Origin of the sequence: Bradyrhizobium sp. SPXBL-04, from assembly GCF_051853035.1 — a bacterium.
In the GTDB taxonomy this organism is placed as follows: Bacteria; Pseudomonadota; Alphaproteobacteria; order Rhizobiales; family Xanthobacteraceae; genus Bradyrhizobium; species Bradyrhizobium zhanjiangense.
Genome location: NZ_CP182472.1, coordinates 4,627,348 through 4,641,335 on the forward strand (window position 1 = coordinate 4,627,348; position 13,988 = coordinate 4,641,335).

The 13,988-nt window shown below is 64.0% G+C and carries 9 protein-coding genes; 3 read left to right on the forward strand and 6 right to left on the reverse strand.

Translation table 11 applies throughout. The features are described 5' to 3' along the window. Nucleotides 1-237 precede the first annotated feature (237 nt). Nucleotides 238-1,272, forward strand: a complete 1,035-nt coding sequence (locus ACNJX8_RS21875; RefSeq protein ID WP_130214075.1) for a cysteine synthase A — start codon at nucleotides 238-240, stop codon at nucleotides 1,270-1,272. A 61-nt stretch (nucleotides 1,273-1,333) separates the two neighbouring features. Here the strand turns inward: ACNJX8_RS21875 and ACNJX8_RS21880 are convergent, their stop codons facing one another. From ACNJX8_RS21880 to ACNJX8_RS21905, 6 genes are all read right to left on the reverse strand, one after another. Continuing rightward, on the reverse strand, nucleotides 1,334-3,577 hold the full coding sequence (locus tag ACNJX8_RS21880) for an O-linked N-acetylglucosamine transferase family protein (RefSeq protein WP_439356721.1): 2,244 nt from the start codon (nucleotides 3,575-3,577) through the stop codon (nucleotides 1,334-1,336). A gap of 101 nt (nucleotides 3,578-3,678) precedes the next feature. Beyond that, the gene (locus ACNJX8_RS21885; protein WP_439356722.1) at nucleotides 3,679-5,919 is read right to left on the reverse strand and encodes an O-linked N-acetylglucosamine transferase family protein; all 2,241 of its coding nucleotides are present in this window, start codon (nucleotides 5,917-5,919) and stop codon (nucleotides 3,679-3,681) included. A 99-nt stretch (nucleotides 5,920-6,018) separates the two neighbouring features. Then, on the reverse strand, nucleotides 6,019-6,756 hold the full coding sequence (locus tag ACNJX8_RS21890; protein ID WP_091894905.1) for an amino acid ABC transporter ATP-binding protein: 738 nt from the start codon (nucleotides 6,754-6,756) through the stop codon (nucleotides 6,019-6,021). An 11-nt stretch (nucleotides 6,757-6,767) separates the two neighbouring features. Next, nucleotides 6,768-8,288 (reverse strand): amino acid ABC transporter permease, encoded by a 1,521-nt coding sequence (locus ACNJX8_RS21895; RefSeq protein WP_439356723.1) that lies wholly within the window; start codon nucleotides 8,286-8,288, stop codon nucleotides 6,768-6,770. Then, complete coding sequence (locus ACNJX8_RS21900; protein WP_439356724.1) at nucleotides 8,285-9,490, reverse strand: amino acid ABC transporter permease; 1,206 nt, start codon at nucleotides 9,488-9,490, stop codon at nucleotides 8,285-8,287. The genes ACNJX8_RS21895 and ACNJX8_RS21900 overlap by 4 nt, the downstream gene beginning before the upstream one ends. Before the next feature lie 24 nt (nucleotides 9,491-9,514). After that, nucleotides 9,515-10,531: an amino acid ABC transporter substrate-binding protein gene (locus ACNJX8_RS21905; RefSeq protein ID WP_091894838.1), complete on the reverse strand. Its 1,017-nt coding sequence runs from the start codon at nucleotides 10,529-10,531 to the stop codon at nucleotides 9,515-9,517. Nucleotides 10,532-10,928: 397 nt separating this feature from the next. On the opposite strand from ACNJX8_RS21905, the gene metC reads away from it, so the two are divergent. Further along, nucleotides 10,929-12,113, forward strand: a complete 1,185-nt coding sequence (metC, locus tag ACNJX8_RS21910; protein ID WP_439356725.1) for a cystathionine beta-lyase — start codon at nucleotides 10,929-10,931, stop codon at nucleotides 12,111-12,113. A gap of 175 nt (nucleotides 12,114-12,288) precedes the next feature. Beyond that, the gene (locus ACNJX8_RS21915; protein ID WP_439356726.1) at nucleotides 12,289-13,980 is read left to right on the forward strand and encodes a Na/Pi cotransporter family protein; all 1,692 of its coding nucleotides are present in this window, start codon (nucleotides 12,289-12,291) and stop codon (nucleotides 13,978-13,980) included. Nucleotides 13,981-13,988: the final 8 nt, after the last annotated feature.

The window sequence follows — 13,988 nt, forward strand, 5'->3', positions numbered from 1 at the left end:
GACTGCCCACGACGATCGTTATCTTCCGTGCTCCGACAAAGATCGCCCATATTCTCCTACCGATATCCCGCCTCGCGGTCCGGCACATCATCGCCGGGTCTGTGCTCTCAAAAATATCCCTGCTGCGGCGGGGGCTTCGACCGGTTTCGCCGCAGCGCAAAAGCCTTCCCCTTTTGTCTTGCAAGCACTAGGTTCTGGCCAAGCTGATCAACCCCTTTGCCAGTGATTTCCCCCGATATGACCATCAAGAATGACGTTGTCGAAGCCATCGGCAACACCCCGCTCATCAAGCTCAAGCGCGCCTCGGAATTGACCGGCTGCACCATCCTGGGCAAGGCCGAGTTCATGAATCCCGGCCAGTCGGTGAAGGACCGCGCCGGAAAATGGATGATCCTGGAGGCCGAGAAGCGCGGCGAACTAAAGCCCGGCGGGCTCGTGGTGGAGGCGACGGCCGGCAATACCGGCATCGGGCTTGCGGTCGTTGCGAGCGCGCGCGGCTACCGCACCCTGATCGTGATCCCGGAGACGCAGAGCCAGGAGAAGAAGGATTTCTTGAAGCTGTGCGGCGCCGAGCTGATCGAGGTGCCGGCCCTGCCCTATGCCAACCCCAACAGCTACCAGCATGTCGGCCGGCGCCTCGCCGACGAGCTGCGCAAGACCGAGCCCAATGGCGTGCTCTTCGCCGACCAGTGGAACAATCTCGACAACGCCAAGGCGCATTACGAATCCACCGGACCCGAGATCTGGGAGCAGACCGGCGGCAAGGTCGACGGCTTCGTCTGCTCGGTCGGCAGCGGCGGCACGCTCGCCGGCGTCAGCCGCTATCTTAAAGAGAAGAACAAGAACATCCGCATCGCCTGCGCCGATCCGCACGGCGCCGGCATGTACGAATATTTCAGGACCGGCGATCCCAAGGCCACGCCCGGCGGCTCGATCACCGAGGGCATCGGCCTCAACCGCGCGACCGCGATCGTCGAGACGGCCAAGGTCGATGACGCCTATCTCATTCCCGACGCCGAAGCCGTCAGCGCGATCTACGAGCTGCTCCAGCACGAAGGCCTGTGCCTCGGCGGCTCCACCGGCATCAATATCGTCGGCGCGATACGCCTTGCGAAGCAGCTCGGGCCCGGCAAGACGATCGTCACCGTGCTCTGCGATTCCGGCAGCCGCTATCAGTCGAAGCTGTTCAACGCGGACTTCATGCGCGCCAAAAACCTTCCGGTGCCCGAGTGGCTGGAGAAGCGCAGCAACATCAAGCCGCCGTTCGTCTGACAGCGGTAGGATTCCTAACGTCCCGAAAGCGCGTGCCCAGAGGGCCCGCGCGGCCGGCTGTTTACACGACCTCGCCGCGTTCCGAGGCCGAGGCACAATAGTCGTGCCAGAACTGGCGATATCCCGCCTCGACCCTGCGCGTATAGATCTCGACATTGCCGGCCGGCGAGGCTGCGATCCGAGCTGGCAACTCCGCACGCAACTTCGCCAGATGCGCAGGCTGTGCCGCATATTTGCACGCGATTGCGGCGTAGCCCTCGTCGTCCTCGGCGACCCAGTCGTTGAGCCCAACGGCAGCCACGATGGCGCCACCGGCGCGCGACGAGGCGCCATTGCCGAGCTTTGCGACGACCGGAACGCCCGCATAGAGGGATTCCCAGGTGCTGACGCCGCCATTTTGCGGGAACGTATCGAGGGAGATGTCGACCTGCGCGAAGGCCAACAGGTGCTCGTGGCGTGGGGTCGAGCCCATGCAGATCACGTTCTCTTCGGCGATACCCTGCGCCACGAACCGCGCGATCAGATTGTCGCGCAGCAAGGAATCATCGAGCAAAGTATGCTTGATGATGATCTTCGATCCGGTCGCCTCGCGCATCACTTTCGCCCATACGCGGATTGCCTGGTCCGAGATCTTGTAGATGCGGTTGAACACACCGAAGGTGACATAGCCGTTGCGGAGCATGGGAAGCTCCGAAGGCGGCACATCCAGGATGGGATCGGTCGTGATCAGGCACGGCAGATCGTGAACCTTTTCGGCGAGCAGATGGCGCGCCGATTGCGGAATGAAGAGCGGATCGGCGAGCACGTAGTCCATGGTCTGAAGGCCCGTACCGGTCGCGTGGCCGAAGCCCGTGACCTGGATGGGAGCCGGCTTGCGGGCGAATACGGGCAGCCTGTTGCCGGTCGAATGCCCGGACACGTCGATCAGGATATCGACATTGTCCGCCTGGATACGATCGGCCAGCTCGTCATCCGAAAGCTGCCAGGCGTCCACCCAGATATCCGCCAACGACTTGAATTCGGCGGTCATCTCGTCTCGCAACGGCGAGCACGAATAGCAGACGATTTCGAATTTGGCGTGATCATGATGGCGCAGCACCGGCAGCAGGCCGAACGCCGCCGAATGGTACCAGAACTCGGCAGCGACATAACCGATCACGATCCGCCTGTCAGGATCGGCCTGCCGTGGTGAGAGCTGCCTTTGCGGCAATCTGCCGCCGATCGCCTCCCACCAATATTTTCGCGCGGCCTGCTGGACCGCGAAATCGGCGTCGGAAAGAAAGTCCAGAAAGTGGATCTTCCGCGCAATCAGGTCCGCATGGTCCGGCGCGATTGCCAGCGCGGCGTCGAGATGCTCGATTGCGGATGCGATCTCGCCCTGGTTTGCAAAACAGGCGCTGAGCAGCGTCATCGCGATCGCGGAGCGCGGATTTTCCTCGAGCAAGGTCTTGACGGCCGCAATCGCCTGCGCCGTGTTGCCCATGGCAAGCGCGACCTGCGCCTTTCCCTGCAAGGCCACCTCGAGCCTGGGCGAAAGCGCCAGTGCTGCATCAAAATCCGCTGCCGCCCGCTCCGACCGCGACAGCTCGAGATGGAGCCGTCCGCGGTGTGCCAGAGCCTTCGCCGAATTGGGCCGGATCGTCAGCGCCGCGCCGAGCGCGGCTTCCGCCTCATCGTAGTGCTTGAGCTCGATACTGACCACGCCTTTGCCGACGAGCGCTTCCACGTGACGCGACTGAAACACCAATGCGCGCTCGAAACTTTGCTTGGCGCGGTCGAACTGGCGTAGCGTCAGCTCCGCCAAGCCACGATTGCAAAGCGCATCGGCATGGTCCGGCTTCAGGCGAATGGCGCGGTCGTACGCTTCGATCGCCTGTTCGGGCAGGTTCATGTGGAGCAAGGTATTACCGAGGCTGGTCAGGGCCTGCGGAAAATTCGGCTTCAGCGCGATCGCCCTCTCCTGACATGCGCGGGCGGCCTCAAATTGCCCGAGACTGGAGTGTACGGTCGCGAGATTGTTATAGGCCTCATGCGAACGCGGCTCGAGCGCGATCGCGCGCGCGAGCAGCTGTTGCGCCTCCCCCAGGCGGCCGCCTTGATGCGCGCACAGGCCGAGCAGGTGCGTGGCGTCGAAATGATCGGGAATGGCTTGCAGGACCTGACGGCACAGCGCCTCGGTCTCCGCATATCGTCCCTGGCCATGGGCGCTCGCCGCGGCAGAGATGATGGCGTCCGCCTGCTTCTTCAATTTCTTCTGCAATCGCGCGTTCTGGAACGCGCGCGCGCCGGCGCCGCTGCTCTGCAAGGTATCTCTCCGGAGGATGGCCCGGAGAGAGTCTAACTGATTCGCATCCGGCGCCGCCCCGTCAGCTGGACCAGTAACGCCCCGGGGCGCAGCCGACCTGCCTACGTCACGTCACCGCCTTCCGAGGTAGCGGCACAATAGTCGCGCCAGAACTGGCGGTAGCCCGCCTCAAGCTCACGCGTGTAGATCTCGACATTGCCGGCGGGCGAGGCTGCAATCTGAGCCGGCAACTGCGCGCGCAACTTCGCGAGATGATCGGGCTGCGTCGCAAATTTGCGCGCGATCTCGATATAGCCATCGTCGTCCTCGGCGACCCAGTCGCCGAGACCGACGGCCGCTACGATGGAAGCACCGGCACGCGACGACGCCCCGTTGCCGAGCTTGGCCACCACCGGAACACCCTTGTAGAGCGATTCCCAGGTGCTGATGCCGCCATTTTGCGGGAACGTATCGAGGGAAATATCGACCTTGGCAAAAGCCGCCAGGTGGTCGTTGCGCGAGGTGGTGCCCAGGCAGGTGATGTTCTCCTCGGCAACGCCCTGCGCCACGAAGCGCGCGACCAGGCTATCGCGCAGCAATTGGTCATCGAGCAAACCATGCTTGAGGATGATCTTCGATCCCGGCAGCTCTCGCATCAAGCGCGACCACACACGGATCGCATCGTCCGATATCTTGTAGATGCGGTTGAACACGCCGAAGGTGACGTAGCCGTTGCGGAGCATCGGCAGCTCGGAAGGCGCCAGATCCGAGACGGGCTCCATCGTGATCAGGCACGGCAGATCGTGGATCTTTTCGGCAAACAAATGCCGAACCGATGGCGGAATGAAAATGGGATCCGCGAGCACATAGTCCATGGTCTGCATGCCCGTGCCCGTCGCGTGTCCGAAGCCGGTGGCCTGGATCGGGGCCGGCTTCCGCGCGAAGACCTGCAGCCTGTTACCGGTCGTGTGGCCCGAAACGTCGATGAGGATGTCGACATTGTCGGCCTGAATGCGATCGGCGAGTTCGTCGTCCGATAGCTGCCAGGCGTCGACCCAGACGTCCGCCATTTGCTTGAACTTGGCGGTGTACTCGTCCTCTCCCGGCCAAGAGTAGTAGCAGATGATTTCAAATCGGGCGTGATCATGATGGCGCAGCACCGGCAGCAAAGTGAGGCCCGCCGAGTGCTGCCGGAATTCGGCAGCGACATAGCCGACAACGATCCGCTTTTCCGGATCAAGCGGGCGCTTCGGCAGCTCCCTTCGCGGCATCTTGGAGCCGATCAAGTCCCACCAGTCTCGTCGGACCGCCTGCTGGACCACGAAATCGGCTTCGGCGCGGTAGTCCTGCAAGAAGATCTTGCCCCTGATCGCATCCCCATAGTCCGGTCGGATCGCAAGCGCACGATCGAGATATTCGATCGCGGAGTCCATGTCCCCCTGGTTCGAATAAGCGAAGCCCATCAGCGCCAACCCCATCTCGGAGCGCGGATTTCGCTCGATCAAGGTCGTCGCGGCCGCCATCGCCTGCGCGGTCTTTCCCATGACGAGGCAGGCCTGCGCCTTGCCCCGGAGCGCCAGTTCGAGCTTGGGCGAAATCGCAAGCGCCGCCTCGAAATCCGCAAGCGCGGGCTCCAGGCGCTGCAGGTCGTAACTGAGGCGCCCGCGTTGGGCCAGGATCCTTGGCGCGCCGGGCTTGATCGCGAGCGCCATGGCAAACTTGGCTGCCGCCTCCTCGTGGTGCCGCAGCTCCATGCTGACCATGCCGCTGCCGACGATGGCCTCGGCGTGACGCGGCTGAAACAGCAGGGCGCGATCGAAACTTTCCTTGGCGCGAGTGACCTGTCCAAGCAAGATCTCGACCATGCCGCGATTGCAGAACGCATCGGCATAATCCGGCTTCAACTTGATGGCGCGTTCGTGCAGCTCGAGCGCCTGTCCGTACTGCCCCAAATGCATCAGCGTATTGCCGAGGTTGGTCAGCGCCACCGCGAAATTCGGCTTCAGCGCGATGGCCCTCTCCTGACACCGCCGCGCCTCTTCGTAATTGCCGAGGTCGAAATGCACGGTGGCGAGATTGTTATGGGCATCGTGCAGGCGCGGATCGAGCTCGATCACGCGCTCAAGCAGTTGTTGCGCCTCCTCCAGGCGCCGGCCGTCATGCGCGCACATACCGAACAAGTGCATGGCGTCGACATGATCCGGAATCGCTTTCAGGATCTCACGGCAGAGCGCCTCGGTCTCGGCAAATCTGCCCTGGCCATACGCGGCGGCCGCGGCGGAGAGGATGGCATCCGCCTGCTTCATCAATTTCTTCTGCAATCGCGCGTTCTGGAATGCGCGCGCGCCGCCGCTGCCCTGCAAGGTGTCTCTCCGGAGGATTGCCCGGAAAGAGTCTAACTGATTCGCGGCCAGGGCCGGCCGATCAGCAGGACCGGAGACGCCCCCGGGATTTCCCGGGGCTCAGCGCAGGATCTGGCTCAGGAAAAGCTTGGTGCGGGCGTGCTGCGGGGCGGCGAAGAATTCTTTCGGCGTGTTGGCCTCGATGATCTGGCCGGCGTCCATGAACACGACGCGGTTGGCGACCTCGCGGGCAAAGCCCATCTCGTGGGTGACGACCAGCATGGTCATGCCCTCCTCGGCGAGATCGACCATGGTGTCGAGCACCTCCTTGACCATTTCGGGGTCGAGCGCCGAGGTTGGCTCGTCGAACAGCATCACCTTCGGGTTCATGGTCAGCGCACGGGCGATCGCGACGCGCTGCTGCTGGCCGCCGGACATCTGGCCGGGAAACTTGTTGGCCTGGTGCGGGATCTTGACCCGCTCCAGGAATTTCATGGCGGCCTCCTCGGCATCCTTCTTGGGGATGTTGCGCACCCAGATCGGCGCCAGCGTGCAATTATCGAGGACCGTGAGATGCGGGAACAGATTGAAGCTCTGAAACACCATGCCGACTTCGCGTCGCACCGCATCGATATGCTTGAGGTTCGGCCCGAGCTCGATGCCGTCGACGACGATCTCGCCCTCCTGGAATTCCTCGAGCGCGTTGATGCAGCGGATCAGCGTCGACTTGCCCGAGCCCGAGGGCCCGCAGATCACGATGCGCTCGCCCTTGTGGACCTCGAGGTCGATGTCGCGCAGGACGTGAAAGTCGCCGTACCATTTGTTGAGGCCGGAAATCTTGACGATGGGGTCGGACATGGTGAGCTCCATCAGTTGCGGCGGTGAGCGTTGAGGCGGTGCTCGACGAACAGCGAGTAGCGCGACATTCCAAAGCAGAAGATGAAATAGATCACGCCGGCAAAGGCAAAGCCGGTGAACGCGGTCGACGGCGTCGACCATTTCGGATCCGAGAACGAGGCGCGGAGCGAGCCGAGGAGATCGAACAGCGCCACGATCGAGACCAACGAGGTGTCCTTGAACAGCGAGATGAAGCTGTTGACGAGGTTCGGAATGACGTGGCGCAGCGCCTGCGGCAACACGATCAGCGAGGTCGTCTTCCACCAGGAGAGCCCCAGGGCCGCGGCCGCCTCGCCCTGCCCGCGCGGAATCGCGGCTAAGCCGCCGCGGACGTTCTCGGCCTGATAAGCGCCCGTGAACAGCGCAATCCCGATCAAGGCGCGCACGAGCCCGTCGACGGTGAAATTGCCGGGCAGGAACAAAGGCAGCATATAGGTTGCGAAGAACAGCACGGTGATCAGCGGCACGCCGCGCCAGAATTCGATGAAGGCGATCGAGAAGATCCGGATCAGTGGAATGGTGGAACGGCGGCCGAGCGCCAGCGCGACACCGATCGGCAACGAGGTGACGATGCCGGTGACGGAGACCACCAGCGTCACCAGAAGGCCACCCCACAAATTCGTTGCCACAACCGGCAAGCCCCCACGGTCGAGGCCCATCAGCTTGATGACGATCGCGATGCCAATGAAGGCGGCGATGCTGGATGCCAGAGCCCGCCCGCCGGTGCGAACGCCGCCGCCAAGAACGAAGGCGATCAGGCAGACAATCGCGGCCGTGATGGCGAAATCGGCCCAGACCGGCTGCCCCGTCTCCTGGATCTGATCGCGCAGCCAGGTGAGCGGAAAGATCAGCCAGGAGATCGCCGTGCCGACCAGCACGATGAGGCTTCCGACGGCCCACAGCAGCGGTGCGATGGCGGACGTCTTGCTGAGATTGAGCAGCGCCTGCCCGGCGCCGATGAGGCTCTCGTCGAACAGTTGCAGCAGGCCGGCCGTCCAGCTCAGGCCAAATCCCTTGATGCCGCCGCCGTGCAACAGGAAGAATGCCACCACCGGAAGGGCGATGAAGAACAGGCTGGCATTCAGCCCCTTCGCGGGCAGCCTGGGAATGAGCAGCGGCGCCAGCAGGACCACCGCCAAGACGAACGTGAGATTGACCCGCCAGCGCTCGGCCTCGGGATAGAAGCCATAGATCAGTTGCGGCAGCTTGGCCTGGATGTAGGGCCAGCAGGCGCCGACCGCAAAACCAGCGTTCTCGGCAAGGCAAGCCGTGCGATCGTTGCCGGTCCAGACCGCATCGACCATCAGGAATTTGACGGAGGGAACGATGGTGAACCAGAGCAGCAGGGCGCCCACGATCGTGAGCAGGATGTTGGTCGGCGAGTTGAACAGGCGGGTTCGCAGCACGCCGATGAAGCCCGTGGTCTTGACCGGCGCGGGACGCTCGGCGACCAGGTCCCGACGAACGAAGGCGGACGTCGCAATATCGCTCATGCGCCGAGGCTCCGGCTGACGCGCCAACCGTAGACGCTCATGATCGCGCTGGTGACGAGGGAGATCAGGAGGTAGACGCCCATCGTCATGGCGATGATCTCGATCGCCTGGCCGGTCTGGCTCAGCGAGGTGCCGGCGAATACCGACACCAGGTCAGGATAGCCGATCGCGACCGCGAGCGAGGAATTTTTCGTGAGGTTGAGGTATTGGTTGGTCAGCGGCGGCACGATGACGCGCATGGCCTGCGGCACGACGATCAGCCGGAGCGTGGTGCCGCGGCTCAGGCCCAGCGAGGACCCCGCCTCCATCTGCCCCCTGTGGACGGACAGGATGCCGGCGCGCACGATCTCGGCGATGAAGGCGGCGGTATAGGTCGATAGCGCCAAGGTCAGCGCCACGAACTCTGGGATGATGCGCGAGCCGCCGGCGAAATTGAACCCTTTGAGCTGCGGCAACTCGACGGTGAAAGGTAAACCGAACACCAAGATGGTGGCGAGCGGCAGCCCGAACAGCAGACCCAGCACATAGGGCCAGATCCGGATCATCCGCCCTTCCTGAAACAGCGCGCGCCGCGCATAGATGCGCAAGGCCAGCGCCGCGACGATGCCGAGCGCCAGCATCGCCAGGAACGGCTCGAGACCGCTCTGGCCGATCGGGCTGGGAACCACGAGGCCGCGATTGCTGAGGAAGGCAATGCCGAGCAGCGAAATGCTCTGCCGCGGATTGGGCAACGCCGCCAGCACCGCGAGGTACCAGAACAGGATCTGGAATAGCAGCGGCAGGTTGCGGATGATCTCGACATAGATCTCGCCGACGCGCGACAAGAGCCAGTTCGGCGACAGCCGGCACAGCGCGACGATGAAGCCGATCACGGTGGCGAAGACGATGCCGACCACCGAGACCACGAGCGTGTTCAGGAGCCCGACTACGAACACGCGCAGGAACGTGTCCGAGCCGGTGTAGGGAATCAGGGTCTGATTGACGTCGAAGCCGGCATTGTTGCGGAGGAAGCCGAAGCCGGCGGCGATGTGCTGGTTTTCGAGGTTGGCGCGGGCGTTGGAGACGATCTCATAGCCGATCCAGCCCAGGATCGCCGCGAAGGCAAACTGGACGGCAATGCCGTTCCAGCCTGCCTTGCCGCCCAGCACACGCCTGATCTTCAGCGCGATCTGGGGCGGCGGTTTACGGGCCTCGGTGCTCATCGCCGCGAGCTGCGATCAGGGTGATCAGCGGATCGGCGGCGCGTACTGGAGACCGCCCTTGTTCCAGAGATTGTTGAGCCCGCGATTGATGGCCAGCGGCGAGCCTGAGCCGACGTTGCGGTCGAACACCTCGCCGTAGTTGCCGACCGCCTTCACGATCCGTACCACCCAGTCCTTGGTCAGGCCGAGCTGTTCGCCGAAATTACCGTCGCTGCCGAGCACGCGCTTCAACTCCGGGCTTTCCAGCTTCGCCTTCTCGTCGACGTTCTTCGAGGTCACGCCGAGCTCTTCAGCCGTGATCATCGCAAACAGCGTCCATTTGACGATGTCGAACCACTGGTCGTCGCCGTGGCGCACCATCGGCCCGAGCGGCTCCTTCGAGATGATTTCGGGGAGCACCATATGGTCGTTGGGATTGGCGAGCTTGAGGCGGTTGGCGTACAGGCCCGACTGGTCGGTGGTGAAGACGTCGCAGCGGCCGGCTTCATAGGCCTTGACCGTTTCGTCGTTGGTGCCGAACGCGATAACCTCGTACTTCATGTTGTTGGCCTTGAAGTAGTCGGCGAGATTTTGCTCGGTGGTGGTGCCGGTCTGCACGCAGACCGATGCGCTATTGAGCTCGAGCGCGGAGTTCACCTTGAGGGACTTCTTCACCATGAAGCCCTGCCCGTCATAATAGGTCACGCCGGTGAAGTTGGCGCCCAGCGAGGTGTCGCGCGAGATGGTCCAGGTGGTGTTGCGCGAGAGCACGTCGATCTCGCCGGATTGCAGCGCCGTGAAGCGGTCCTTGGCGGACAGCGGCACGTATTTGACCTTGGTCGGATCGTTGAAGATGGCCCCGGCGATGGCGCGGCAGACGTCGACGTCGAGCCCGGTCCAGTTGCCCTTGTCGTCGGGCGATGAGAAGCCCGGCAGGCCCTGGCTGACGCCGCAGGACAGCATGCCCCGGTCCTTGACGGTCTTGAGCGTTTGCGCATCGGCGGCCTGCGCGGTGAGGCCGGCGGCGAGAGCCAGAGTGAGAGCCAGGGTTACGCGTTTCATGGGCTTCGGGCCTTTCAAAATCGTCTCAAGTGTCGGGAACGTTGTCTTTGGGGTCATCTCTGCCAGGGCTAATCGTACCAAGGCTAGCCTTGCAAGACTCATGCTGGCCAACCTAGCCGAACACCCGCCGATCCCGGGAGGCCATACCTTCATCCCCGCCGAAAGGCGCCCGCCATTATGGCTGTAGCGCAAAGTCCGGTCAGGCGATGGATCGAAGGTCGCGGCAGGCCCCTCAACATGCGGCGACTGAATAGCACCTGCGCATCACAGAACGACTGGCGTGCCGGGTCAAGGGGTTGACGGGACTCTTCTGTGTTCTGTTATTAACGACGGCGGCCTTTCGGTCAGCCCGCGGGCGCGTCGCGCCCGCTGGAAACGCGGTTTTGAAAGCAGACGCATGGATTCCTCGCACCCCTCCCAGCAGCAGGCCGAGACCCGGCTGGTCACCTCCGGCCGCGACACCAAGGCGCAGAAGGGGTTCGTCAATCCGCCGGTATTTCACGGCTCGACCGTGCTCTATCCGACCGCCGAGGACCTGCACGCCCATCGCGGCGAGTTCACGTATGGCCGCCACGGTTCCCCCACCACGAAGGCCTTCCAGGAGACGCTGATGGCGCTGGAGGGGCCGCAATGCGCCGGCATCGGCATCGTGCCGTCGGGACTGTCGGCGATCTCGACCACCCTGCTCTCGGTGCTGAAGGCCGGCGACCATCTCCTGGTCTGCGACAACGTCTATCGGCCCTCGCGCAATTTCTGCAACGGCATGCTCACCCGCTACGGCATCGAGACCACCTATTTCGATCCGCTGATCGGCGCCGGCATCGACAAGCTGTTCAAGCCCAACACCCGTGCCGTCCTGGTGGAGGCGCCAGGCTCGCAATCGTTCGAGATGCCCGACATCCGCGCCATCGCCGAGGTTGCCCATGGTCGCGGCGCGCTCGTCATCGACGACAACACCTGGGCGACGCCGCTCTATCACCGCTCGCTCGAACAGGGCGTCGACATCAGCATGCAGGCGGCCACCAAATATATCGGTGGCCATTCCGACATCATGTTCGGCACCATCTCGGCCAACGCCAAGGCTTGGCCGATGGTCGCCGAAGGCATCCGCCTGCTCGGCGTCTGTGCCGGCCCCGACGACGTCTTCCTGGCGCTGCGCGGTCTGCGCACGCTGTCGGTGCGGCTGGCGCAGCATCATCGTTCGGGGCTCGACATGGCGCGCTGGCTCGCCGCCAGACCCGAGGTTGCGCGCGTATTGCATCCGGCACTCGAAACCGATCCCGGCCATGCGATCTGGAAGCGTGACTTCACGGGCGCGTCCGGCCTGTTCAGCATCGTGCTGAAGCCGGCGCCGCAGAAGGCGGTCGACACCATGCTCGACACGCTCAAGCTATTCGGCATGGGCTTCTCCTGGGGCGGCTTCGAGAGCCTCGTGATTCCCTTCGATTGCGACGCCTATCGCACCGCGACCAAGTGGGCGCCCGGTGGCCCGACGCTGCGCCTGCACATCGGGCTCGAGAGCGTCGACGACCTCAAGGCCGATCTCGACCGCGGCTTCGCTGCTCTCAAGGCGGCAATGTGAGCCTGCTCACAGGGCATCGTGCGCGAGGACGCGGCATCGCGCCGGCGGACGCGCAAGCGCGCGCCGCGGGAACGTGCACGCGCCGTAAACGTTAACGGCGACGCGCCAACAAATGATTTGATCCGCCGACGTTTGGCGCTAGCCTCACCAATCGACTCCAATCCGGACACGGAGCATGGGAACGTTGGTTCTGCTTGATCTCATGGGCGGCGTTGCGCTGTTGTTGTGGGGCCTGCACATGGTCCACAGCGGGATCTTGCGCGCCTTCGGTCCCGACCTGCGGCGCCTGCTCAGCAAGGCGCTGAGCAACCGCGTCAGCGCCTTCGCCGCCGGCCTCGGGCTCACCGCCCTGCTCCAAAGCAGCACTGCGACCGCCCTGATCACGAGCTCGTTCGCCGCCGAGGGTCTCGTCAGCCTAGCCGCCGCGCTCGCCATCATGCTCGGGGCCAATGTCGGCACGACGCTGATCGTGCAGGTGCTGTCGTTCAACATCGCAGCCGTTGCGCCGGTGCTGTTCGTGCTCGGCCTCGTCGCCTTCCGCTCAGGCCCGCGATCGCGGATCAAGGACATCGGCCGCGTCTGCATTGGCCTCGGCCTGATGCTGCTCTCGCTGCACATTCTGCTCGACACGCTGGCGCCGGCGGAGAACGCGCCCGGCGTCAGCGTCGTGATGTCGGCCATAACAGGCGATCCCATTCTGTGCATCGTCATCGCGGCTCTCATCACCTGGGCGGTGCATTCGAGCGTCGCCAGCGTCCTGCTGATCATGTCGCTGGCCTATTCGCAGTTCGTGACGCCTTATGCGGCCCTCGCACTGGTGCTCGGAGCCAATCTCGGCAGCGCCATCAATCCCGTGTTCGAGGGCGCCAGGCGCGACGATCCCGCGAGCTACCGCCTGCCGGTCGGCAATCTCGTCAACCGCGTGATCGGGATTGCCCTGGTCCTGCCCTGCCTGGGCGTGATCGCCGAGCACATGCACGCCTGGCAGCCCGATCTCGCCCGGATGACAGCCGCCTTCCACATCGCCTTCAACGTCGGCACCGCCGTCCTCTTCATCGGCCTGCTCGATATCATGTCGCGCCTGTTGACCCGGCTGCTGCCCGATCGCGTCAAGGAGGCCGATCCGGCCCGCCCGCGCTATCTCGACGAGACCGCGCTGGAGACGCCGTCACTGGCGCTCGCCGACGCCGCCCGCGAGACCTTGCGCATGGGCGACCTCGTCGAGGTCATGCTGCGCAAGGTGATGGCCGCGATGATGACGGGCGACCGCGCGCTGGTCGATCAGGTCTCGAAAACGGACAATCTCGTTGACGGTCTCGACGAGGCCATCAAGCTCTACGTGACGAAACTCATGCGGGGCAGCCTCGACGAGAGCGAAGGGCGGCGCGCGATGGAGATCATCTCCTTCGCCATCAACCTCGAGCATATCGGCGATATCATCGACAAGAGCCTGAGCGAGCTCGCCACCAAGAAGATCAAGCGGCGCTTCCAGTTCTCGGCCGAGGGGGCCGAGGAACTCGCCGCTTTCCACAAGCGCACGATGGATTCGCTGCGGATCGCCTTCGGCGTCTTCATGTCGGGTGACGCCAATGAGGCGCGCAAGCTGCTGGTGGAGAAGACGGCGCTGCGCAATACCGAGCTTGCCGCCGTTGAGCGCCATCTGGATCGGCTGCGCGAGGGCCGCCCCGAGACCATCGAGACCACGTCGCTGCATCTGGACGTGCTACGTGATCTGCGCCGCATCCACTCGCATATCTGCTCGGTCGCCTACCCCGTGCTGGACGCGGCCGGCGAACCCTATCGCCGGCACGAGGCCGATCAAGCCGCCCTGCCCGCGTCAGGCGCGGCGTCGGCGTTGCCGCGCTAGCGCTCCCA

What these genes read in the sequence shown, in the direction of transcription:
- ACNJX8_RS21875 (WP_130214075.1), top strand. Translation starts at nt 238, where the DNA reads ATGACCATCAAGAATGACGTTGTCGAAGCCATCGGCAACACCCCGCTC.
- ACNJX8_RS21890 (WP_091894905.1), bottom strand. Translation starts at nt 6,756, where the DNA reads ATGTCCGACCCCATCGTCAAGATTTCCGGCCTCAACAAATGGTACGGC.
- ACNJX8_RS21895 (WP_439356723.1), bottom strand. Translation starts at nt 8,288, where the DNA reads ATGAGCGATATTGCGACGTCCGCCTTCGTTCGTCGGGACCTGGTCGCC.
- ACNJX8_RS21900 (WP_439356724.1), bottom strand. Translation starts at nt 9,490, where the DNA reads ATGAGCACCGAGGCCCGTAAACCGCCGCCCCAGATCGCGCTGAAGATC.
- ACNJX8_RS21905 (WP_091894838.1), bottom strand. Translation starts at nt 10,531, where the DNA reads ATGAAACGCGTAACCCTGGCTCTCACTCTGGCTCTCGCCGCCGGCCTC.
- metC (WP_439356725.1), top strand. Translation starts at nt 10,929, where the DNA reads ATGGATTCCTCGCACCCCTCCCAGCAGCAGGCCGAGACCCGGCTGGTC.
- ACNJX8_RS21915 (WP_439356726.1), top strand. Translation starts at nt 12,289, where the DNA reads ATGGGAACGTTGGTTCTGCTTGATCTCATGGGCGGCGTTGCGCTGTTG.